General features: G+C 71.0%; 19 protein-coding genes. 16 read left to right on the plus strand and 3 right to left on the minus strand.

The features are described 5' to 3' along the window. Window positions 1-437 precede the first annotated feature (437 nt). Window positions 438-908: an SRPBCC family protein gene (locus tag ABD224_RS08130; RefSeq protein ID WP_344048441.1), complete on the minus strand. Its 471-nt coding sequence runs from the start codon at window positions 906-908 to the stop codon at window positions 438-440. A gap of 606 nt (window positions 909-1,514) precedes the next feature. On the opposite strand from ABD224_RS08130, the gene ABD224_RS08135 reads away from it, so the two are divergent. The 3 genes from ABD224_RS08135 to ABD224_RS08145 are packed head-to-tail and all read left to right on the plus strand — an operon-like array spanning window position 1,515 to window position 4,159. Next, complete coding sequence (locus tag ABD224_RS08135) at window positions 1,515-3,110, plus strand: alpha/beta hydrolase (RefSeq protein WP_344048443.1); 1,596 nt, start codon at window positions 1,515-1,517, stop codon at window positions 3,108-3,110. A 49-nt stretch (window positions 3,111-3,159) separates the two neighbouring features. Next, entirely contained in the window at window positions 3,160-3,558 is a 399-nt protein-coding gene (locus ABD224_RS08140) for a RidA family protein (RefSeq protein WP_344048446.1), read from the plus strand. Between the two features lie 19 nt (window positions 3,559-3,577). Beyond that, a complete protein-coding gene (locus ABD224_RS08145) occupies window positions 3,578-4,159 on the plus strand; it encodes a GNAT family N-acetyltransferase (RefSeq protein WP_344048448.1) in 582 nt (193 codons plus the stop codon). Here ABD224_RS08145 and ABD224_RS08150 read toward each other — a convergent pair. Next, the gene (locus tag ABD224_RS08150) at window positions 4,083-4,676 is read right to left on the minus strand and encodes an adenylosuccinate lyase (RefSeq protein WP_344048451.1); all 594 of its coding nucleotides are present in this window, start codon (window positions 4,674-4,676) and stop codon (window positions 4,083-4,085) included. The genes ABD224_RS08145 and ABD224_RS08150 overlap by 77 nt on opposite strands. 381 nt (window positions 4,677-5,057) lie before the next feature. Between ABD224_RS08150 and ABD224_RS08155 the strand changes: the two genes are divergently transcribed. The 9 genes from ABD224_RS08155 (at window position 5,058) to pssA (ending at window position 16,077) form a co-directional block, all read left to right on the plus strand. Next, the gene (locus ABD224_RS08155) at window positions 5,058-6,863 is read left to right on the plus strand and encodes a 3-hydroxyacyl-CoA dehydrogenase family protein (protein ID WP_344048453.1); all 1,806 of its coding nucleotides are present in this window, start codon (window positions 5,058-5,060) and stop codon (window positions 6,861-6,863) included. Window positions 6,864-7,023: 160 nt separating this feature from the next. After that, the gene (locus ABD224_RS08160) at window positions 7,024-7,839 is read left to right on the plus strand and encodes a TetR family transcriptional regulator (protein ID WP_344048455.1); all 816 of its coding nucleotides are present in this window, start codon (window positions 7,024-7,026) and stop codon (window positions 7,837-7,839) included. 442 nt (window positions 7,840-8,281) lie between these two features. Continuing rightward, window positions 8,282-9,619, plus strand: a complete 1,338-nt coding sequence (ccrA, locus tag ABD224_RS08165) for a crotonyl-CoA carboxylase/reductase (RefSeq protein ID WP_344048585.1) — start codon at window positions 8,282-8,284, stop codon at window positions 9,617-9,619. A gap of 9 nt (window positions 9,620-9,628) precedes the next feature. After that, window positions 9,629-11,677 (plus strand): protein meaA, encoded by a 2,049-nt coding sequence (locus ABD224_RS08170; RefSeq protein WP_344048457.1) that lies wholly within the window; start codon window positions 9,629-9,631, stop codon window positions 11,675-11,677. Then, window positions 11,674-12,690 carry an HpcH/HpaI aldolase/citrate lyase family protein gene (locus ABD224_RS08175; protein ID WP_344048459.1) on the plus strand — a complete coding sequence of 339 codons (1,017 nt, stop codon included), beginning with the start codon at window positions 11,674-11,676 and terminating at the stop codon, window positions 12,688-12,690. Before ABD224_RS08170 ends, ABD224_RS08175 begins: the two co-directional genes overlap by 4 nt. A 5-nt stretch (window positions 12,691-12,695) precedes the next feature. Then, window positions 12,696-13,205: a MaoC family dehydratase gene (locus ABD224_RS08180; RefSeq protein ID WP_344048461.1), complete on the plus strand. Its 510-nt coding sequence runs from the start codon at window positions 12,696-12,698 to the stop codon at window positions 13,203-13,205. Between the two features lie 2 nt (window positions 13,206-13,207). Beyond that, window positions 13,208-14,413, plus strand: coding sequence for an acyl-CoA dehydrogenase family protein (locus tag ABD224_RS08185; protein ID WP_344048463.1), 1,206 nt, complete (start codon window positions 13,208-13,210; stop codon window positions 14,411-14,413). A 172-nt stretch (window positions 14,414-14,585) separates the two neighbouring features. Then, complete coding sequence (locus ABD224_RS08190; protein ID WP_344048465.1) at window positions 14,586-15,233, plus strand: phosphatidylserine decarboxylase; 648 nt, start codon at window positions 14,586-14,588, stop codon at window positions 15,231-15,233. 22 nt (window positions 15,234-15,255) lie between these two features. Next, complete coding sequence (gene pssA / locus ABD224_RS08195; protein ID WP_344048588.1) at window positions 15,256-16,077, plus strand: CDP-diacylglycerol--serine O-phosphatidyltransferase; 822 nt, start codon at window positions 15,256-15,258, stop codon at window positions 16,075-16,077. A 709-nt stretch (window positions 16,078-16,786) separates the two neighbouring features. Here the strand turns inward: pssA and ABD224_RS08200 are convergent. Then, complete coding sequence (locus ABD224_RS08200; RefSeq protein ID WP_344048590.1) at window positions 16,787-17,923, minus strand: glycerate kinase; 1,137 nt, start codon at window positions 17,921-17,923, stop codon at window positions 16,787-16,789. A 178-nt stretch (window positions 17,924-18,101) separates the two neighbouring features. On the opposite strand from ABD224_RS08200, the gene ABD224_RS08205 reads away from it, so the two are divergent. From ABD224_RS08205 to ABD224_RS08220, 4 genes are all read left to right on the plus strand, one after another. Next, window positions 18,102-19,175 (plus strand): ADP-ribosylglycohydrolase family protein, encoded by a 1,074-nt coding sequence (locus tag ABD224_RS08205; protein ID WP_344048467.1) that lies wholly within the window; start codon window positions 18,102-18,104, stop codon window positions 19,173-19,175. Continuing rightward, window positions 19,172-19,666 (plus strand): NUDIX domain-containing protein, encoded by a 495-nt coding sequence (locus ABD224_RS08210; RefSeq protein WP_344048469.1) that lies wholly within the window; start codon window positions 19,172-19,174, stop codon window positions 19,664-19,666. The genes ABD224_RS08205 and ABD224_RS08210 overlap by 4 nt, the downstream gene beginning before the upstream one ends. A 131-nt stretch (window positions 19,667-19,797) precedes the next feature. Further along, window positions 19,798-20,535 carry an SIR2 family NAD-dependent protein deacylase gene (locus tag ABD224_RS08215; protein ID WP_344048471.1) on the plus strand — a complete coding sequence of 246 codons (738 nt, stop codon included), beginning with the start codon at window positions 19,798-19,800 and terminating at the stop codon, window positions 20,533-20,535. 106 nt (window positions 20,536-20,641) lie between these two features. Next, window positions 20,642-20,956, plus strand: coding sequence for a hypothetical protein (locus tag ABD224_RS08220; RefSeq protein ID WP_344048473.1), 315 nt, complete (start codon window positions 20,642-20,644; stop codon window positions 20,954-20,956). The last annotated feature ends 39 nt before the right edge of the window (window positions 20,957-20,995 follow it).

Below are 20,995 nucleotides of genomic sequence, written 5' to 3' on the forward strand. Positions count from 1 at the left end.
CGGAACGCACCGTCGCATCAGCGGCGGGCGAGGCGCGGTTCGACGGTGTCCTCCCGGCGGCCGGGCCGGCGGGACGTGTCCTCCCGATGACGTCCGGCGGGACCAGGAGAAACGGAAGAGAGAGAAGGACGGGGGCGGCGGGCACGACGGGAGTCCTTGACGGAGGAAGTCGCCGACGGTGGAAGGGAATCTCCGGCAGCGGGAAGCACCCGGGGTGCCGCGACCGGCGCGTCCCGTACGGGAGGGATCCCGCCCACGCACCCCCCGGCTTGTCCGTTCGGCGTGTCCGTCGCACGACTCCCGCGGAATTCCCGCATGGACCGGCACCCGCGAGCGGACACACGAGCCACGGCACACCGCCGGCCCGCGGGAGGAGATCCACTCGAACCAGTGAAGGGTCAACAGGGCCCGTACTCCGGCGAGTTGCTCACAGGTGCCTATTTCTCGCCTTTCTCGTCCTTCTCGTCCTTCTCGACCTCGGCGGCGAACCTGGCGAGCAGGGCGTCGTAGATCCGGCTGAGGCCCTTGGGGGCGAACATCTTCTCGAAGAAGCCGCCGATGCCGCCGGCGCCCTTCCAGGTGGTGGTGACGACGATCCGGGACCTGCCCTCACCGGCCGGGGTGACACGCCAGGTGGTGACCATGGAGGAGTTGCGGTCCTTCTCGACGAGCTCGCCGTCGGTCGGCTCGCTGACCTCCATCAGACAGTCGCGGACCCGCTTGCTGGTGGCCTGGAGCTTCCAGTGGACAAGCGTGCCCTCGCCGTCCCCGCCCTCGCGCACCTCGTACTCGCTGAACTGCCCGGGCAACACCTTCGGGCGAATGTCACGGTAGTCGGCGAGCGCGTCGAACACCTTCTCCGCGCCGGCGGCGACGACCCGTTCCGTAGTGGCCTCGACCTGCGCCATGGCTTCCTCCAGGACATGCGTTCTCGGGCTTGGGGCAAGCCAACCACCCCCCTGCCCGGACCCCAAATCGGACCTTCGCAAGTGATCGAACCCGGAACCGCGGATGATCGGGAACGACGCTCGTCCGATCACCCGCACGATCATGGGAACGCCTGTCCCCTTCTTCGGGTGGTTCTTCGGGTGGTTCTCCGGGCGGTGCCCCCGGGAGGCGTCATGCGCCGGGACAGCCCCGCACCGGGCGCGCCGCCCCGGGCGGTCGTCCACGGAGGGCGCCCGCCCTCCGAGGGCGGCTACCAGCGCCGTATCGCCCGTCAGATGGACGCCCGCGCACGGGAGTCGCACAAAAGTCGCACAGGAGTCGCACGGAAGTACGGCATCGGCTCCCCCGCCCTCGGGGACGCCGCGGCACGTCCGGCCGTCCGGGACGGTACCGCACGCGCCACCCGAACCGGTTCACCACACGCTCGTCTGAGATCGTTCGAGCGCTTCACTCGACCCGATCGGGTCAAGGACCGTCAGAACGCGTTCTTTCGGAGGCGCTTTCCGGGACGATGCGGCGAGGGCCGCGAGACCGCGGTCCGCAGCCTCTCCGTCCTGGGAGAACGTATGAGAAGAAGCGCTGCCGTGCTGTGCGGTGCCGCCGTCCTGGCCGGATCCCTCACGGCCGTCCCCGCCGAGGCGAGCACACCGTACCCCGCAGCCGCCGCGAAGGCCGCCAAGATCGTGTGGAAGAAGTGCGGCACCACGGAGCACCCGACCCTCCAGTGCGGAACGGTGGAGGTACCGCTGGACCACAAGGATCCGTCCGGACGGCGGATCACTCTGGCGCTGTCCCGCATCCCGCACACCGCGAAGACCTATCAGGGTCCTCTGCTGGTCAACCCCGGCGGCCCCGGTGGCAGCGGGCTGTCGCTGGCCGGGGTCGTCGCCTCCTCCCTGCCCAAGGCGGTCGCGGCCCAGTACGACATCATCGGCTTCGATCCGCGCGGGGTGGGCGAGAGTTACCCCGCCCTGGACTGCCGGCCGGGCCACTTCCAGCCGGTGCGCCCCGACTCGGTGCCGAGCACGTCCGCCCTCGAGCAGGCCAACCTCGCACGCGTGCAGGCCTTCGCCGCCGCCTGCGGCAGGAAGTACGCGAGCGTGCTGCCGTACATGAGCACGGCCGACTCGGCGGCCGACCTGGACGTGATCCGGCAGGCACTCGGCGCCGAGAAGATCAGCTACCTCGGTTACTCCTACGGCACCTATCTGGGCGCGGTGTACGCCAAGCTCCATCCGGAGCGGGTGCGCCGGCTCGTCCTGGACTCGGTCGTCGACCCGACCGGCGTCTGGCACGACTCCAACATCCAGCAGAACCACGCCTTCGAGAGCCGTCACCAGGCCTTCATGGCGTGGATCGCCAAGCACCACTCGACGTACGGGCTGGGCACCGACCCTGCCGGGGTCGAGGCCACGTGGTACGCGATGCGGGCGGCGCTCGCCAGAAAGCCCGCGGGCGGCAAGGTCGGCCCCTCCGAACTGGAGGACACCTTCGTCCCGGGCGGCTACTACGACGGCCACTGGCCCCGCCTGGCCCAGGCGTTCGCGGCGTATGTGCGCGACGGGAGGACCGAGCCGCTCGTCGAGGCGTACGAGGACCTCGCCGCCATCGACGCCGCCGGCGACAACAACTACAGCGTCTACACGGCGGTGCAGTGCCGTGACGCCTCCTGGCCGCGCGACTGGCAGCAGTGGCGCGAGGAGACCTGGGACGTGCACCGCAAGGCGCCGTTCATGACCTGGAACAACACCTGGTACAACGCGCCCTGCGCCTTCTGGCCGGTCCCCTCGCAGCGCCCGGTGGACGTCGCCAACAGCAAGCTGCCGCCGGTGCTGCTGTTCCAGGCGACCGACGACGCGGCCACCCCGTACGCGGGCGGCGTCACGATGCACCGTCTGCTGGCCGGCTCCAGCCTGGTCGTCGAGCAGGGCGGCGGCAACCACGGCATCACGCTGAGCGGGAACGGCTGCCTGGACAGGCACCTGGCCGCGTATCTGACCGACGGCACGGTGCCGCGCGGGCGGGGCGTCGTGGACGCGGTGTGCCCGAGACTGCCCGATCCGAAGCCGCAGGACGCGAAGGCGTCCCCTTCGAAAGCCTCTTCCGCTCCCGGCACCGCACGCGGCGCGGCGCTGCACGACATCGTCCGCTTCCGCGGCTGAGCCGTCCCCTGGGGCGGGCGGCGCCGGGCCCGTGGTCCACCATGGACGCATGAGCGAGCCGACCAGAATTCCCGCCCCTGCCGGGGTCGCCCCCGCCGCGCAGTACGCCCATGTCGTCATGGGCACCGGCCGTTTGGTCGCGGTCTCCGGCCAGCTTCCCCTGGACGAGGACGGCAGACTCGTCGGCGAGGGCGACCCGGCCGCGCAGGCGCGTCAGGTCTTCGAGAACCTGCGCCGCTGTCTGGCCGCGGCGGGAGCGACCTTCGAGCACGTCGTCAAACTCACCTATTTCGTCACGGACATGGCCCACCTCCCGGCCATCCGCGCGGCCCGGGCCGCCCACATTCCCGACGACCGCCTCCCCGCCTCCTCCGCCGTCCAGGTCGCCGCTCTGGTCCGCCCGGAGTTCCTGATGGAGATCGAGGCATTCGCGGTGGTGCCCGAATGAGGGACTTACATATCGGCGGATGACCCTCGCGGACTGCGACCGGGTCTCCGAGATCCGTGTGCGCGGCCGGCAGACCGCCTGTCGGGGCCTCGTCCCGCAGTCGTACCTCGACGCGCTCAGCGTGGAACGGGACGCCGAGGCCTGGCGCATGCGCCTCGCGCAGAACGACGGCAGCGTGGTGAACCTGGTCGCCGAGTACGGTGGCGAGGTCGTCGGCTGGGCCTGCCACGGCCCGTACCGGGACGGCGAAGTCCGCACGCGGGACGCCGAGTTGCATGCGCTCTACGTGGATCCGGTCCGCCGCGGCGGCGGCATCGGCCGTGCGCTGCTGACGGAGGCCGTGCGCCGGTGCGTGGCCTCCGGGCCCGCCCGCATGTTCCTGTGGGTCCTGAAGGAGAACGCCGGGGCCCGGCGCTTCTGTGAACGGGCGGGCTTCAGCGCGGACGGGACCGAGCAGTCCTTCGAGGCGGACGGGACCGCCGTGCCCGAGGTGCGGTACGTCGTGAATCTGCCGGCCCGGGCGGTCACCGCTGCTTCGGGATCCGTGCCAGCGCCCGAGCCGCCGCCTCGGCCAGGGCCGGGTGGGCCAGGGCCTCGGTGAGGACCCGGCGTGCCCGGGGGTCGCCCAGGACGCCCAGGCCCTCCACGCAGGCGAGGGCCACGCGGTGGTGGGGGTCGTGGGGGCGCAGGCGGCGTTCCAGGGTGGTGACCAGGGCGGGAACGGCCTCGGGGGCGCGGAGTTTCACCAGGAGCCGTACCGGGTGCAGGGCGTAGGCGACACGGAGTTCATTGGTGGCCAGGGCCGCCGCCGCGCGGGCGGTGCGGGGGTCGCCGAGGCGGGCCAGGGCGTGGGCCGCACCGGCGCAGCGCTGCGGGTCGCGGTGGTTCAGCAGCAGGACCAGTGACTCGAAGGCCCGCCGGTCGCCGGCCAGGCCCAGCCGGAACGCGGCCAGCTCTCTGGCCCACAGCGGCTGCCCGGGCGCCGTGAGGACCTCGGCCAGCTCGTCCGTGTCCGGGGTGGCGGCCAGATGGCCGTACGCCGCCGATCCGCCCGACTCCCGCCGTAAGCGTTCCGTGAGCGAGCGCACCACTTCGTCTTCTTCTTCGTCCTCGTTCACGGCGGCCAGCCTAGAGGCGCGGCCACCCGTATGGGATCTGCATCACAAACCCAAGGGGTGGCGCGCTCATTACCCGCGAGTTACGCTCAGACGAGCGAGTTCACCCACTCGTATGACTTCGCAGTGGCCTGGTGACGCAGCCACCGCGAGTGCTGTCGGTTCGGTACCCCAGGTACCGCAGTACGGCCGGCTTCGGGACAGAGCCGGTCGGTTCCCGCCGCCCGCCGGGTGCATGTGCGCTTGTGCGCCCGTGACGGCCGGCACCGGGCGTGTGCGCTTGGAAGCCCGGCAAACACCCGCACTCGTTTCCCGCGCGTCCGGTGCGTCCTTCGGCGCACCGGGCGTGCTCCCCGTCGTCACCCTCATTTCTGGAGTCCCGCGATGGCCACTCCCCTCTCCGACACCTCCCCGTCCCCGCTGAAGACGATCGCCGTCGTCGGCCTCGGCACCATGGGCACCGGAATCACCGAGGTCCTCGCCCGGTCCGGCCGCGAGGTCATCGGCATCGACATCAGCGAGGCCGCGGCCGCCAGGTCCATGGCGACCCTGGAGTCCTCCACCGCCCGCGCCGTCGAGCGCGGCCGTCTCACCGAGCAGGAGCGCGCGGCCCTTCTCGCGCGGGTGCGCACCTCCACCGCCCTGACCGCCGCGGCGGACGCCGACCTGGTCATCGAGGTGGCACCGGAGTCGTACGAGATCAAGCAGCAGATCTTCCAGGAGCTGGACGGCATCGTCCGCCCGGAGACCATCCTGGCCACCGGCACCAACGCCCTGTCGGTGACCCGCCTGGCCTCCGGATCGGCCCGTCCCGAGCGCGTCCTCGGGCTGCACTTCTTCAACCCGGCGCAGGCCATGAAGCTGGTCGAGGTGGTCTCCTCGGTGCTGACCGCCCCGCAGGCCGTCGCCGCCGTCACCGACCTCGCCCTGGAGCTCGGCAAGGAGCCCGTCACGATCGGCGACCGGCCCGGTTTCATCGCCGACGGGCTGCTGTTCGGCTATCTCAACCAGGCCGCCGCGATGTACGAGGCGAAGTACGCCACCCGCGAGGACATCGACGCCGCGATGCGGCTCGGCTGCGGTCTGCCGATGGGCCCGCTGGCGCTGCTCGACCTGATCGGCATCGACACCGCGCGGACGGTCCTGGAGGCCATGTACGCCGAGTCCCACGACCGGCTGCACGCCCCCGCGCCGATCCTCAAGCAGCTCAGCGAGGCCGGTCTGACCGGCCGCAAGGCGGGCCGGGGCTTCTACACCTACGAGGCCCCGGGCAGCGGCACCGTGGTGCGGGACGCCCTGACCCCGCCGGAGGAGAACGCCCTTCCCCCCGGCCGTCCGGTCCGCTCCGTGGGCGTCGCCGGCTCGGGCACCATGGCCTCCGGCATCGCCGAGGTGTTCGCCAAGGCCGGGTACGAGGTCGTGCTCGTCGCCCGGAGCGAGGAGAAGACACAGGCCGCCAAGGCCCGGATCGGCAAGTCCCTGTCCCGTTCCGTCGACAGGGGGCGGCTGACCGCCGAGGCCGCCGCACAGACCCTGGACCGGATCAGGGCGACCGCCTCCTGGGACGACCTTTCCGACGTGGACCTGGCCGTGGAGGCCGTCGCCGAGGACCTGACGGTCAAGCAGCAGCTGTTCGCGACGCTGGACAAGGTCTGCAAGCCGGGCGCGGTGCTGGCCACCACCACCTCCTCGCTCCCCGTGATCGCCTGTGCCCGCGCCACCTCGCGCCCGCAGGACGTCATCGGCATGCACTTCTTCAACCCGGCGCCGGCGATGAAGCTGGTCGAGGTCGTGCGGACGGTGCTGACGGCGGACGACGTCCACGCGACGGTCCACGAGGTCTGCGGCAGGATCAAAAAGCACCCCGTCGACTGCGGGGACCGCGCCGGCTTCATCGTCAACGCCCTGCTGTTCCCGTACCTCAACAACGCGATCAAGATGGTGCAGGACCACTACGCGTCCCTGGACGACATCGACGCGGCGATGAAGCTCGGCGGCGGTTATCCGATGGGTCCCTTCGAGCTGCTGGACGTCGTCGGCCTGGACGTCTCGCTGGCCATCGAGAAGGTGCTGCACCGCGAGTTCCGCGAGCCGGGTCTGGCCCCGGCTCCGCTGCTGGAGCACCTGGTGGCCGCGGGCTGCCTCGGCCGCAAGACGGGCCGCGGCTTCCGCGAATATGCCCGGCGCTGACCGGCCGGGCGACTGGCTCCCGGCGGGGCGGGAGTGGGGCGGCCTGCTGGACCCGGCGGCCGCTCCCCCGCCCGCCGCGGCGGGCGGAAAGGCCGGCGGAGAGGCGGACGGAAAGCGGGCAGGGACGCGCCACGCTGCACGAATGCAGTACGTTCGGGGCATGTCCCAGCCCGCCAAGTCCTCACACACACCAGCCACGCCCGACACGCCGGAGAGCGCCGCGGGCTCCCGCGCGGCGGCTCAACGGCTCAAAATGCGCCGGGAGCTGGCGGCCGCCGCGATGGAGCTGTTCGCGACCAAGGGGTACGAGGCGACCACGGTCGACGAGATCGCCGCGGCGGCCGGAGTCGCCCGCCGCACCTTCTTCCGTCACTTCCGCTCCAAGGAAGAGGCGATCTTCCCGGACCACGACGACACCCTGCTGCGCGTCGAGGCGGTGCTCAACGCCGCCCCCGCGCACGAGCACCCGCTCGACGCGGTGTGCCGGGGCATCAAGGAAGTCATGAAGATGTACGCGGCGCAGCCGGAGATCTCGGTCGCCCGCTACAAGCTGACCCGTGAGGTTCCCGCGCTGCGCGAGGCGGAGATCGCCTCGGTGTCCCGCTACGAGCGGCTGTTCACCCGCTATCTGCTGGGCCACTTCGACGAGCGCGCGCACGCCGACGACGCCAACGACGACCCGCTGCTGGCGGAGGTCGCCGCCTCGGCCGTGGTCACCGCGCACAACCATGTGCTGCGGCGCTGGCTGCGGGCGAACGGCCAAGGAGACGTGGAGGCGCAGCTGGACCACGCCTTCGCCATCGTCCGCAGGACCTTCGGCAGCGGGATCGGCGCCGGCCGCGCCCTGGGGTCCTCGGCGTCCTCCGAGAGCTCCTCGGCGAGCCGGCAGGGAGAGGTCCTGGTGGCGATCGCCCGCACCGACGCCCCGCTGCCGGAGGTCATGCGGACCATCGAGGAGGCCCTGAGGAACCGCTGAGAATCTCCTGAGAATTCCCTGCCGCGCCCTGGGCGCGGTGTGATGACGGCCACCCTGCGGGGTGGCCGTTTTGGCATGTCAGAGCCCCTTTTCACCCGGTCTCGCGGGCCGATTCGATCGATCATCGCTCATTTGTGATGAGAAATTTTCGTCTGAGCGAAAATTCTGGCACTCAGTGCCTTGCGAGGTGACACGCGGTGTCATACGTTGAAGGTGTCCGGGCGGCCGGCGTGCAGGGACCGTACGTACGCCGGCTGTCCCAGCAGGCCAGGACTGGCCTGCCCGCCCGGACACCTGCGTCACAGGCACCTCCCGCGCCACAAAGCGCTGCCAAAGCCCCATCGCCGAACCGACGGCACACCCTCACCCGACCCTCAGCAGCACCGACGTACCCCTCGGCGCCCCTCCCTCAGGGCGCTCATCGCCGGAGGCAACCGTGACCGTGAAGAACATCCTGGAGGCGATCCAGTCGCCGGACGCCACGTCCGCCGACTTCGCCGCCCTCCCGCTCCCCGAGTCGTATCGCGCGATCACCGTGCACAAGGACGAGACGGAGATGTTCGCCGGGCTCGACACGCGCGACAAGGACCCGCGCAAGTCGCTCCACCTCGACGAGGTGCCGCTGCCCGAGCTGGGTCCGGGCGAGGCCCTGGTGGCCGTCATGGCCTCCTCGGTCAACTACAACTCGGTGTGGACCTCGATCTTCGAGCCGATGCCGACCTTCACCTTCCTGGAGCGCTACGGCAGGCTCAGCCCGCTCGGCAAGCGCCACGACCTGCCGTACCACATCATCGGCTCCGACCTCGCGGGCGTCGTCCTGCGCACCGGCCCCGGCGTCAACGCCTGGAAGCCCGGTGACGAGGTCGTCGCGCACTGCCTGTCCGTCGAGCTGGAGGCGGCCGACGGCCACGACGACACGATGCTCGACCCGGAGCAGCGCATCTGGGGCTTCGAGACCAACTTCGGCGGTCTGGCCGAGATCGCCCTCGTCAAGTCCAACCAGCTGATGCCCAAGCCCCGCCACCTCACCTGGGAGGAGGCCGCCGCCCCGGGCCTGGTCAACTCCACCGCCTACCGGCAGCTGGTCTCCCACAACGGCGCCGGCATGAAGCAGGGCGACAACGTGCTCATCTGGGGCGCGAGCGGCGGCCTCGGCAGCTACGCCACGCAGCTCGCCCTCTCCGGCGGCGCCAACCCCATCTGTGTCGTCTCCAGCGAGCAGAAGGCGGAGATCTGCCGCTCCATGGGCGCCGAGGCGATCATCAACCGCACCGAGGAGGACTACCGGTTCTGGAAGGACGAGCACACCCAGGACCCCAAGGAGTGGAAGCGCTTCGGCAAGCGCATCCGCGAGCTCACCGGCGGCGAGGACGTCGACATCGTCTTCGAGCACCCCGGCCGCGAGACCTTCGGCGCCTCGGTGTACGTCACCCGCAGGGGCGGCACCATCGTCACCTGCGCCTCCACCTCCGGGTACCGCCACGAGTACGACAACCGCTACCTGTGGATGTCCCTGAAGCGGATCATCGGCTCGCACTTCGCCAACTACCGCGAGGCCTGGGAGGCCAACCGCCTCGTCGCCAAGGGCCGGATCCACCCGACGCTGTCCAAGGTCTACCCGCTGAAGGAGACCGGCCAGGCGGCGTACGACGTGCACCGCAACCTGCACCAGGGCAAGGTCGGCGTGCTGTGCCTGGCTCCCGAGGAGGGCCTGGGCGTGCGCGACGAGGAGATGCGCGCCCGGCACATCGACGCCATCAACCGCTTCCGGAACATCTGAGAGGCGTCCATGAGCGAGCGTCAGCCCGCCGCGGGACGGCGGGAGAAGGACCGGCCGTGGCTCATGCGGACCTACGCCGGGCACTCCACGGCCGAGGCGTCCAACGAGCTGTACCGGCGCAACCTCGCCAAGGGGCAGACCGGTCTGTCGGTCGCCTTCGACCTGCCGACGCAGACCGGCTACGACCCCGACCACGTCCTCGCCCGCGGCGAGGTCGGCCGGGTCGGCGTGCCGATCGCCCATCTGGGCGACATGCGCCGGCTGTTCCAGGACATCCCCCTGGAGCAGATGAACACCTCGATGACGATCAACGCCACGGCCATGTGGCTGCTGGCGCTCTACCAGGTCGTCGCCGAGGAGCAGGGCGCGGACATCACCAAGCTCCAGGGCACGACCCAGAACGACATCGTCAAGGAGTACCTGTCCCGCGGCACGCACGTCTTCCCGCCGGGGCCCTCGCTCCGGCTGACGACGGACCTGATCGCGTACACGGTCTCCCACATGCCCAAGTGGAACCCGATCAACATCTGCAGCTACCACCTGCAGGAGGCGGGTGCCACCCCGGTGCAGGAGATCGCGTACGCGATGTCCACCGCGATCGCCGTGCTCGACGCCGTGCGCGACAGCGGCCAGGTGCCGCAGGAGCGCATGGGGGACGTGGTCGGCCGGATCTCCTTCTTCGTGAACGCGGGCGTCCGCTTCATCGAGGAGATGTGCAAGATGCGGGCGTTCGGCCGCATCTGGGACAAGATCACCCGTGAGCGGTACGGCATAGAGAACCCCAAGCACCGCCGCTTCCGCTACGGCGTCCAGGTCAACTCCCTCGGGCTGACCGAGGCCCAGCCGGAGAACAACGTCCAGCGGATCGTGCTGGAGATGCTGGCCGTCACCCTCTCCAAGGACGCCCGCGCCCGCGCCGTGCAGCTGCCGGCCTGGAACGAGGCGCTGGGTCTGCCCCGCCCCTGGGACCAGCAGTGGTCGCTGCGCATCCAGCAGGTGCTGGCGTACGAGTCCGACCTGCTGGAGTACGACGACATCTTCGAGGGCTCGAAGGTGATCGAGGCGAAGGTGGACGAGCTGGTCGAGGCGGCGCTCGCCGAGATCGACCACATCCAGCAGCTGGGCGGCGCGCTGGCCGCCGTGGAGTCCGGCTATCTGAAGTCGCAGCTGGTCGCCTCGCACGCCGAGCGCCGGGCCCGGATCGAGTCCGGCGAGGAGAAGATCGTCGGCGTCAACATCTTCGAGAACACCGAGCCGAACCCGCTCACGGCCGACCTGGACACCGCGATCCAGACGGTGGACCCCGCGGTCGAGGAACGCGTCGTCGCCGCGCTGCGCGAGTGGCGCGACACGCGGTACCAGCCGCCCTACAACCATCCGCGCCCCTGCAAGGCGCTGGAGCGGCTGAAGGAGGCCGCCCGGGGCACCGAGAACCTCATGGAGGCCACCTTGGAGTGCGCCCGCTCGGGTGTCACGACCGGGGAGTGGGCCGGGGCGCTGCGCGAGGTGTTCGGCGAGTACCGGGCGCCGACCGGTGTGTCGTCCGCGCCGGTGGCCGTGACCGCCGAGGCGGGCTCGGCCCTGGCCGAGGTGCGCCGCAAGGTGGAGGCGACGGCCCGGGAGCTCGGCGTGGGCAAGCTGCGCTTCCTGGTCGGCAAGCCGGGCCTGGACGGCCACTCCAACGGCGCCGAGCAGATCGCCGTGCGCGCCCGTGACGCCGGGTTCGAGGTGGTCTACCAGGGCATCCGGCTGACGCCCGAGCAGATCGTGGACGCGGCTCTCGCCGAGGACGTGCACGCGGTGGGCCTGTCCGTCCTCTCCGGCTCGCACTCCCGGCTGGTGCCGGACGTGCTGAGGCGGCTGCGGGAGGCCGGCGCGACCGACATCCCGGTGATCGCCGGCGGGATCATCCCGAACGGCGACGCCGAGCAGCTCAGGGCCGCGGGAGTGGCCGCGGTCTTCACCCCGAAGGACTTCGACATCACCGGAATCATCGGCCGTATCGTCGACGAGATCCGCATCGCGAACAAGCTCGACCCCCTGGAGGTCCCCGCATGACGGCCCAACCGTCGTCCGCCGCTCCCTCGGCGAGCGGCTCCGCCGCCCCCGCCCCGTCCGCCGACCGCCTTCGGCCGCGGCGCTCCTGTCTGGCCGTTCCGGGCTCGAACCCCCGCTTCCTGGAGAAGGCGCAGGGCCTGCCCGCCGACCAGGTCTTCCTGGACCTGGAGGACGCGTGCGCGCCGCTGGCCAAGCCGGAGGCGCGGCACACCATCGTCAAGTTCCTCAACGAGGGCGACTGGACGGGCAAGACCAGGGTGGTCCGGGTCAACGACTGGACGACCGAGTGGACGTACCGGGACGTCGTGACGGTCGTCGAGGGCGCCGGCCCGAACCTCGACTGCATCATGCTGCCGAAGGTGCAGAGCGCCGATCAGGTCGTCGCCCTGGACCTGCTGCTGACCCAGATCGAGAAGACCATGGGCTTCGAGGTCGGCCGCATCGGCATCGAGGCGCAGATCGAGAACGCCCGGGGCCTGAACAACGTCAACGAGATCGCACAGGCCTCCCCGCGCCTGGAGACGATCATCTTCGGCCCGGCCGACTTCATGGCGTCGATCAACATGAAGTCGCTGGTGGTGGGCGAGCAGCCGCCCGGCTACCCGGCGGACGCCTACCACTACATCCTGATGAAGATCCTCATGGCCGCCCGCGCCAACAACCTCCAGGCGATCGACGGCCCCTACCTGCAGATCCGCAACGTCGACGGCTTCCGCGAGGTGGCCCGCCGCTCCGCCGCGCTCGGCTTCGACGGCAAGTGGGTGCTGCACCCCGGCCAGGTGGAGGCCGCCAACGAGGTCTACTCGCCCTCCCAGGAGGACTACGACCACGCCGAGCTGATCCTGGACGCGTACGCGTACTACACCTCCGAGGCCGGCGGCAAGAAGGGCTCCGCGATGCTCGGCGACGAGATGATCGACGAGGCCAGCCGCAAGATGGCGCTGGTCATCGCGGCCAAGGGCCGTGCGGCCGGTATGCGGCGCACCAGCAAGTTCGAGATCCCGGAGGGCTGAGCGGCATGCAGTTCGGACGCACCTACGAGGAGTTCGAGGTCGGGGCGACGTACAAGCACTGGCCGGGCAAGACGGTCACGGAGTACGACGACCACCTGTTCTGCCTCCTCACGATGAACCACCACCCGCTCCACATGGACGCCAACTATGCGGAGAAGACGACGGACTTCGGCAGGAACGTCGTCGTCGGGAACTACGTCTACTCCCTCCTGCTCGGCATGTCCGTGCCGGACATCTCCGGCAAGGCGATCGCCAACCTGGAGATCGAGTCGCTGAGGCACGTGGCGCCGACCTTCCACGGCGACACGATCTACGGCGAGACGACGGTGCTGGACAAGTGGCCGTCGAAGTCGAAGAACGACCGCGGGATCGTCCATGTCGAGACCAGGGGCTACAAGCAGGACGGCACGCTCGTGTGCGTCTTCCGCCGCAAGGTGATGGTGCCGACCGAGACGTACATCAAGGAACGCGGCGGCGAACAGCCCGGCCGCCCGGTGTTGAAGCAGGAGAAGTAGTCATGGCGCGACTCGCCCAGACCTCCGGTCTGACCGATGTCCAGCAGGAGATCGTCTCCACCGTCCGGGACTTCGTCGACAAGGAGATCATCCCGGTCGCGACGGAGCTGGAGCACCGCGACGAGTACCCGCAGCAGATCGTGGACGGCCTGAAGGAGCTGGGCCTGTTCGGTCTGATGATCCCCGAGGAGTACGGGGGGCTGGGCGAGTCGCTGCTGACGTACGCCCTGTGCGTGGAGGAGATCGCCCGCGGCTGGATGTCGGTGTCCGGCATCATCAACACGCACTTCATCGTGGCGTACATGCTCAAGCAGCACGGCACGCAGGAGCAGAAGGAGTACTTCCTGCCGAAGATGGCGGCCGGTGACATCCGGGGCGCCTTCTCGATGTCCGAGCCGGGCCTGGGCTCGGACGTCTCGGCGATCACCTCGAAGGCCGTGAAGGACGGCGACGAGTACGTCCTGACCGGCCAGAAGATGTGGCTGACCAACGGCGGCACCTCCTCGCTCGTCGCGGTCCTGGTCCGCACCGACGAGGGTCACCCCGAGGGCACTGCGCCCCACAAGTCCATGACGACCTTCCTGGTGGAGAAGGAGCCCGGTTTCGGCGAGGTCCGCCCCGGCCTCACCATCCCGGGCAAGATCGACAAAATGGGCTACAAGGGCGTCGACACCACCGAGATGATCATGGACGGGCTGCGGGTGCCCGCCGACCGCGTGCTCGGCGGGGTCACCGGCCGTGGCTTCTATCACATGATGGACGGCGTCGAGGTCGGCCGGGTCAACGTGGCCGCCCGCGGCTGCGGCGTCGCCCAGCGCGCCTTCGAGCTGGCCATCGCCTACGCCCAGCAGCGCCAGACCTTCGGCAAGCCGATCGCCCAGCACCAGGCCATCCAGTTCAAGCTGGCGGAGATGGCGACCAAGGTCGAGGCGGCCCACGCGATGATGGTGAACGCCGCACGCAAGAAGGACTCCGGTCAGCGCAACGACCTCGAGGCCGGCATGGCGAAGTACCTGGCCTCCGAGTACTGCAAGGAGGTCGTGGAGGACGCCTTCCGCATCCACGGAGGCTACGGCTTCTCCAAGGAGTACGAGATCGAGCGCCTCTACCGCGAGGCTCCGATGCTGCTCATCGGCGAGGGCACCGCGGAAATCCAGAAAATGATCATTGGCCGCCGGCTCCTCGAGGAGTACCGCTTCCAGGGATGATTGTCCGCGTACGGGGTGTTTTCTTCGAGAAGAAGATCACACCCCGTCAGCGGTGTTCCGTGACCGACTCGGCAGCTCGGCTTACCCAGTTGCGGCCCCGAACCGCTACGATCGCCGAAAAGCCGCCGTCCCCCCGTCGAAAGCGCGGCATCATCCGCTACGAAGGTCATCCATGCCCCATAGCCAAACCTCTGCACCTAGCGGCCGGATCCGCCTCGCCCGCGGAGCATCGCCGTGGCTTCTTCCAACCGTCGCCACCGCAGCCGTCAGCCTGGTCCGCGCTCGCCGCTCGGGCGTGGCCAAGGCCGTGGCCGTCCCCGCCACCGCACTCGCGGCGGGGATGCTGTGGTTCTTCCGCGACCCCGAGCGTGAGATCGCCCAGGGCAGGGTCCTCTCGCCCGCCGACGGCGTGGTGCAGAGCATCATGCCGTGGAAGGACGGCCGCACCCGCGTCGCGATCTTCATGAGCCCGCTGAACGTCCACGTCAACCGTGCCCCGCTCGCCGGCACGGTGACCTCCGTCGAGCACATCCCCGGCGGATTCGTTCCGGCGTTCAACAAGGAGAGCGAGAACAACGAGCGGGTCGTGTGGCACTTCGACACCGAGCTCGGCGACATCGAGATGGTCCAGATCGCCGGCGCGGTGGCCCGCCGCATCGTCCCCTACGTCCCGTCGGGCACGAAGGTCGAGCAGGGCGAGCGGATCGGCCTGATCCGCTTCGGCTCGCGCGTCGACCTGTACCTGCCCAGGGGCGTGGAGGTCGCGGTTCAGGTCGGCCAGAAGACCGTGGCTGGGGTGACTCGTCTTGACCGTGATTGATCGAGAACGTCAGGCGGACTGGGTGCCCGGGGCCGACGGCGAGGACGAAGAGGAGGAGATGCCTCTCTCGCTGCGCCTGTCGATAGCGGACACCCTCACCCTGGGCAACGCCACGTGCGGCTTCATGGCGGTGTACTTCACCACCACCGGCATCCTGATCCCGCACCTGACCGGCAGCGACCACTCGGCGGGCATGGCCCGGCACAGTGCCGCCACGGCCGTCATCCTGATGCTGTGCGCGGCGGTCTTCGACCTGTTCGACGGCCTGGTCGCGAGGAAGCTGCGCTCCTCCCCCATGGGCGCGGAGCTGGACAACCTCTCCGACCTGATCAGCTTCGGCCTGGCCCCGGCGTACTTCGTCCTCGTCTACGGCATGGTCGCGGACGACGCCCACCAGAGAGTGGCGGCCCTGGGCGCGGTCGTGGTGCTCCTGGCCGTGGTCCTACGGCTCGCACGGTTCTCGTGCGTGACGATGAAGAACGGCATGTTCCAGGGCATGCCCTCGCCCTTCGGGGCCCTGACGGTGGTCTCCATCGTCCTGCTGGAGCTGCCCTTCGTGGCGACGCTGCTGGCCATCCTCGGCACCGCCTGGCTGATGGTGAGCCGGGTGGAGTACCCCAAGCCGAGGGGCCGTCTGGCGGTCGCGATGCTCTCCTGGATCGTCCTGTCCATGGGCCTGCTGGCGGCCTGGGCCTTCGACGCCCCGAGCGGCCAGCTGCTGCTGCAGACCGGCTGCGCCCTGCAGCTGGTCATGGGCGCGGTGATCCCCCTGTTCGCCACGGCCCGCCGGGTGAACAACTTCCGCGACAACCGCCGCGAGGCGCGGGCGGCGCAGCTGCCGTAGCGCTCCGCCGGGTCCGTACGGCGTCGAAGGGCCCCGAACCGCTGGGAGGCGGTCGGGGCCCTTCGCCTTTCGCGCGCCTTCCGGGTGCCGCCTTCCGAGTGCGCGGCGGGAGCCGTCGGCGGTATGGCTCGGGCGGGGCGGCCTGCCCCGGCGCGCGACCGGCCAGTCGGGCCGGCTTCGGTGACGGACGGTGTACGGCGTATGGCGGGCGGCGAGCGGGAGACCGGGGGTCGGCGGGTCCGGGGAGGGAGAGGCGGTCCCCGCGGGGCCTGAGGCGGAGCCCCCGGGAGGGGTACGGAAGGCGGGAAGCCCCCGCCGAAGTCCCCGCCAGGACTCCGACCAGGGCACAGGGGACAAAGCCTCTGTCAGACCCCTTAGCGGCTTCCTCCCGGCAGCGGCACAGGGGGCGAAGCCCCCGCCGGGGCCCGGGGCGGAGCCCCGGAGCACGGTCGCCTTGTACCCACCGAGCCGGGCGGGCGGGCAAAGCCCCAGACAGGGCCCCAAGCACCTCGCCTTCCGGCAAGGAACAGGAGATCAACCCCCGCCGGGCCCGGCAGCCCCCGGCAACAACACAAGAAACGGAGCCCCCGCCGAGCAGGGGTGCAGGGGACGAAGTCCCCGCCGGGGTCCGGGGCGGGGCCCCGGGGAAGGGTCACCTTGCACCCACTGAGTCGGGTGGGCGGGCGGGTGAAGCCCCCAAGCGGCGGCGTCAGCGCAGGAAGTCCCGGGCGATCTGCTCGGCCACCCGCTCCAGGAGGGGACCGGCGTCGGCGACGCACCGGGAGACGTCCGGTTCAATCTCGGTGAGGGCGTAGGCCCGGCGGATACCGGCCCGGTCCAGCTCCTCCGGTGCGAGGGCCAGACGGCCGCAGACCGCGACGACCTCCTTGCCCGCGGCACACGCCGCCGCGGCGACCCCCGCCGGGGCCTTGCCGTGCAGGGTCTGCGCGTCCAGCGAGCCCTCACCGGTGATCACCAGCGAGGCCCGCCGCAGTGCCGGGGCGAAGCCCAGCACCTCGAGCATGACCTCGATACCGGGCCGGAAGCGCGCCCCGAGAAGCAGCGCCCCGTATCCGACACCGCCCGCCGCACCCGCGCCGGGCGACACCGCGTACTCCGCCGCCCGCGCCCCGACCGCACCCTCCAGCACCCTCGCGAAGTGCGCGAGCGCCGCGTCCAGCGTCCTCACGTCCTGTGGCGAGGCACCCTTCTGCGGCCCGTAGACCGCCGCCGCGCCCTTCGGTCCGGTCAGCGGATTGTCGACGTCACTGGCGAGCACGAGCTCGACGGAGCCCAGCCGCCCGTCCAGCCCGGACAAGTCCGCCTCGACCAGCCCCGCCAGTCCCCCGCCGCCGGGCGGGACCGGTTTCCCGTCCGCGCCCAGGAACCGCGCCCCGAGCGCGGACAGCATCCCCGCGCCCCCGTCCGTCGTCGCGCTTCCGCCGACGCCGAACACGATCGTCCGCGCACCCGCGTCCAGCGCGGCCCGCAGCAGCTCCCCGGAGCCACAGGTGGATGCCTCAAGCGGCGCGAGCACACCCGCCGGCAGCCGCTGCAACCCGCTGGCCTCGGCCATCTCCACGACCGCCGTGTCGCCGCGCAGCGCGAACGCGGCCGTCACCTCGTCCCCGAGGGGGCCTGTGACCCGTACCTCCCGGCGTTCGAACCCGGCCGCGACCGCCGCGTCCACGGTCCCGTCACCGCCGTCGGCCACCGGCAGCGCCTCCACCTCCAGGTCCGGCACGACCCGGCGCAGTCCGGCCGTCACGCGCTCGGCCACCCGCACGGCGGTCAGCGACCCCTTGAACTTGTCCGGGGCGACCAGCACCCTCCGGGTGTCGTGCACCGCGGCGTCCGCCACCTTGCCTTCCCCTCCCTCTCCGGGCTCTCCGGGCCCGCGCGTCAGGGCTCTTCGGGTCCACGCGTCAGGGCCGGCCGCGCCGCTGCGACCCTAACCGGCGGCGGCCCTCACCGCCCACCGTCATGCTCCGCGCGACCGCCCCGGAATCGGGTAGACCGTTCCCATGACCTCTGTGCGCACCGACGCGGAACTCGCCGACCGCGTCCTCGGCGGCTGGCTGGGCCGTATCGCGGGCAACATGCTCGGCAAGCCGGTCGAGCAGGGCGAGGTGTGGACACGCGACCGCATCGACCGCTACCTGCGCAGGACGGACGCGCTGCCACTCACCGACTACCTGCCCGGGCCGCCCGCCGGCGACGACGGCCCGGCCCTGCGCCCCGAGTGGCGCGCCTGCGTCCGCGGCCGTGTCCACGGCAGCTGCCGCGACGACGACATCGACTACACGATCCTCGGCCTGCATCTGCTGGAGACGCACGGCTTCGCCTTCAGCACCGAGCAGGTCGGCGATCTGTGGCTGCTGCGGCTGCCGTACCTGCAGACGTTCACCGCGGAGCGAGCGGCGTACCGCAATCTGGCCAACGGCCTCAGGCCGCCCCTGACGGCCACGTACGACAACCCGTACCAGGAGTGGATCGGCGCCCTGATCCGCGCCGACATCCACGGCTGGACCAACCCCGGCGCCCCGCGCCGCGCCGCCGACCTCGCCCGTCGTGACGCGGTGCTGTCCCACACCGGCAACGGCGTCTACGGCGCCCAGTGGGCGGCGGCCCTGATCGCGGCGGCCTTCACCGCCCCGACGCCCCGCGCCGCCGTCGACACCGCGCTCACGGTGATCCCGCCGGGCAGCCGTCTGGCCCGTACGGTGCGCCGTGTGGTCTCCCTGCACGAGGCGCACATGTCCTGGGAGGACGCCCTGACCACGCTCACGGACGAGACCGCGGGCCTCCACTGGATCCACGTCGTCCCGAACGCCGCCGTCCTCACGGCAGGCCTGCTCTACGGCGACGGCGACTTCACCCGCACCCTCGCGCTCACCGTCCGCGGCGGCCTGGACACCGACTCCAACGGTGCGACGGCCGGCTCGGTGGCCGGCGTCCTGACGGGCGCCGACGCCATCCCCGCCCAGTGGAAGGACCCCTTGGAGGACACGGTCCGCAGCGCGGTCTTCGGCTTCGACGGCGTGCGCATCAGCGAGCTGGCGGACCGGACCCTGCGCCTGGTTACCCTTCCAGGGTGACCACTTCCGACTACGCCGCGTACATCGCCGGACTCCCTCGTGTCATCGTCGGCGCCGCCGCCCTCCTCCGTGACGAGCAGGGCCGGGTGCTTCTCGTCGAGCCGAACTACCGCGAGGGATGGACGCTGCCGGGCGGCACGGTGGAGTCCGACGACGGCGAGACCCCACGCCAGGGCGCGCACCGCGAGACGCTGGAGGAGATCGGCCTCGACCGCCGGATCGGCCGGCTTCTCGCGGTCGACTGGGTGCCCCGCATCGGGATCCGCCCACCGCTGGTGGCGTACCTCTACGACGGCGGTGTCCTCACCGACGACGACCTCAAGGCGATCCGCCTGCAGGAGGAGGAGCTGCTGTCCTGGCGCCTGGTTCCCCGCGACGAGCTCACCGCCCATCTGCTGGACGTCACGGCCCGCCGCGTCCTGGCCGCCCTCGACGTCCTGGACAACGGCACGGGCCCGGCCGAACTGGAGAACGGCCACCGCGTCGGCTGACCACGCGACGGCCCGGGCCGTGCGCGGAGAAAAGCACCGCGGTACGCGATGTCCGGTGTCCGGGCGGGCGGACGGATGACGGACGGATATCCGTTCGCCCACCCGAACCCCCCGGCCCTACGCTCGGTCCCATGACCAAGCCTCTCGTCGCCATCCTCAGCGGCGCCGGCATTTCCACCGACTCCGGCATTCCGGACTACCGTGGCCCGAACGGGCTGTGGCGGAAGGACCCCGAGGCCGAGAAACTCGTGACCTACAGCTCCTACATGAGCGACCCGGACATCCGGCGACGGTCCTGGCAGATGCGCCGCAAGAACCGCGCCCTCACGGCCGAGCCGAACGCCGCGCACCGGGCCGTGGCCGAGCTGGAACGCTCCGGCGTGCCGGTGCGGGTCATCACGCAGAACGTGGACGGACTGCACCAGCTCGCCGGAATGCCCGCCCGCAAGGTCCTCGAACTGCACGGCACCGTACGCAGCGTGGTGTGCACGCGGTGCGGGGCGCGCGGATCGATGGAGGACGCCCTCGCCCGGGTGGAGGCCGGCGAGGAGGACCCGCCGTGCCGGGACTGCGGCGGCATCCTGAAGTCGGCCACCGTCATGTTCGGCGAACGCCTCGACCCGGACGTCCTCGGCGAGGCCGTCGCCATCACCAAGGCCTGCCAGATCTTCATCGCCGTCGGCACCAGCCTCCAGGTCCAGCCCGCCGCCGGTCTCGTCGGCATCGCCGCCGACCACGGCGCCCGCCTCATCATCGTCAACGCCGAACCGACCCCCTACGACGACCTCGCCGACGAGGTCGTCCGCGAACCCATCGGCACCGCACTGCCCGCACTGCTGCGCAGGATCAGCACCGGGAGCGACAGTTGACGCCCGCTCGTACAACGGCGGTCCGTCCGTGCGAACGGACCGACGACGCCCGGGCGTACGGGCGTGGTTTCACGAACGATCCGGACGGCGCAGGGAACGCACCGCGATGACGACCAGCCCTTCCCGTGTGGACGACGACCGCGGCTGCCTCCGCCTGGTCCTCGCCGTCCCCCTCGTCCTGCTCACCCTCATCGCCGCATATTTCTGCTGGATTGCACTGGCCATCCAACCGTCCGGACCGTGGGACGACGACGCGTACGCGGGCATCGTTCTGTCGTGCGTCCTCACCATCGGGGCGGCCGGTGCGGCGACGGTGTTGTGGGCACTGCCGCCGGTACGCCGGGTCATGCGCTGGTGGTGGACAGGACCGGCCTTGTTGCTCGCAGTGATCGCGGCGGTGCGGTGGGGCATGGGCGGCTGAGCCCGGTGTGCTCCGTTCCCACAGCACCCGCTCGCGGCT

It is taken from the genome of Streptomyces thermoalcalitolerans (assembly GCF_039525155.1).
GTDB classification, from domain to species: Bacteria; Actinomycetota; Actinomycetes; order Streptomycetales; family Streptomycetaceae; genus Streptomyces; species Streptomyces thermovulgaris.

Coding starts and splice junctions, on each gene's coding strand:
- ABD224_RS08130 (WP_344048441.1), bottom strand. CDS start 908: ATGGCGCAGGTCGAGGCCACTACGGAACGGGTCGTCGCCGCCGGCGCG.
- ABD224_RS08135 (WP_344048443.1), top strand. CDS start 1,515: ATGAGAAGAAGCGCTGCCGTGCTGTGCGGTGCCGCCGTCCTGGCCGGA.
- ABD224_RS08140 (WP_344048446.1), top strand. CDS start 3,160: ATGAGCGAGCCGACCAGAATTCCCGCCCCTGCCGGGGTCGCCCCCGCC.
- ABD224_RS08145 (WP_344048448.1), top strand. CDS start 3,578: ATGACCCTCGCGGACTGCGACCGGGTCTCCGAGATCCGTGTGCGCGGC.
- ABD224_RS08155 (WP_344048453.1), top strand. CDS start 5,058: ATGGCCACTCCCCTCTCCGACACCTCCCCGTCCCCGCTGAAGACGATC.
- ABD224_RS08160 (WP_344048455.1), top strand. CDS start 7,024: ATGTCCCAGCCCGCCAAGTCCTCACACACACCAGCCACGCCCGACACG.
- ABD224_RS08170 (WP_344048457.1), top strand. CDS start 9,629: ATGAGCGAGCGTCAGCCCGCCGCGGGACGGCGGGAGAAGGACCGGCCG.
- ABD224_RS08175 (WP_344048459.1), top strand. CDS start 11,674: ATGACGGCCCAACCGTCGTCCGCCGCTCCCTCGGCGAGCGGCTCCGCC.
- ABD224_RS08180 (WP_344048461.1), top strand. CDS start 12,696: ATGCAGTTCGGACGCACCTACGAGGAGTTCGAGGTCGGGGCGACGTAC.
- ABD224_RS08185 (WP_344048463.1), top strand. CDS start 13,208: ATGGCGCGACTCGCCCAGACCTCCGGTCTGACCGATGTCCAGCAGGAG.
- ABD224_RS08190 (WP_344048465.1), top strand. CDS start 14,586: ATGCCCCATAGCCAAACCTCTGCACCTAGCGGCCGGATCCGCCTCGCC.
- ABD224_RS08205 (WP_344048467.1), top strand. CDS start 18,102: ATGACCTCTGTGCGCACCGACGCGGAACTCGCCGACCGCGTCCTCGGC.
- ABD224_RS08215 (WP_344048471.1), top strand. CDS start 19,798: ATGACCAAGCCTCTCGTCGCCATCCTCAGCGGCGCCGGCATTTCCACC.
- ABD224_RS08220 (WP_344048473.1), top strand. CDS start 20,642: ATGACGACCAGCCCTTCCCGTGTGGACGACGACCGCGGCTGCCTCCGC.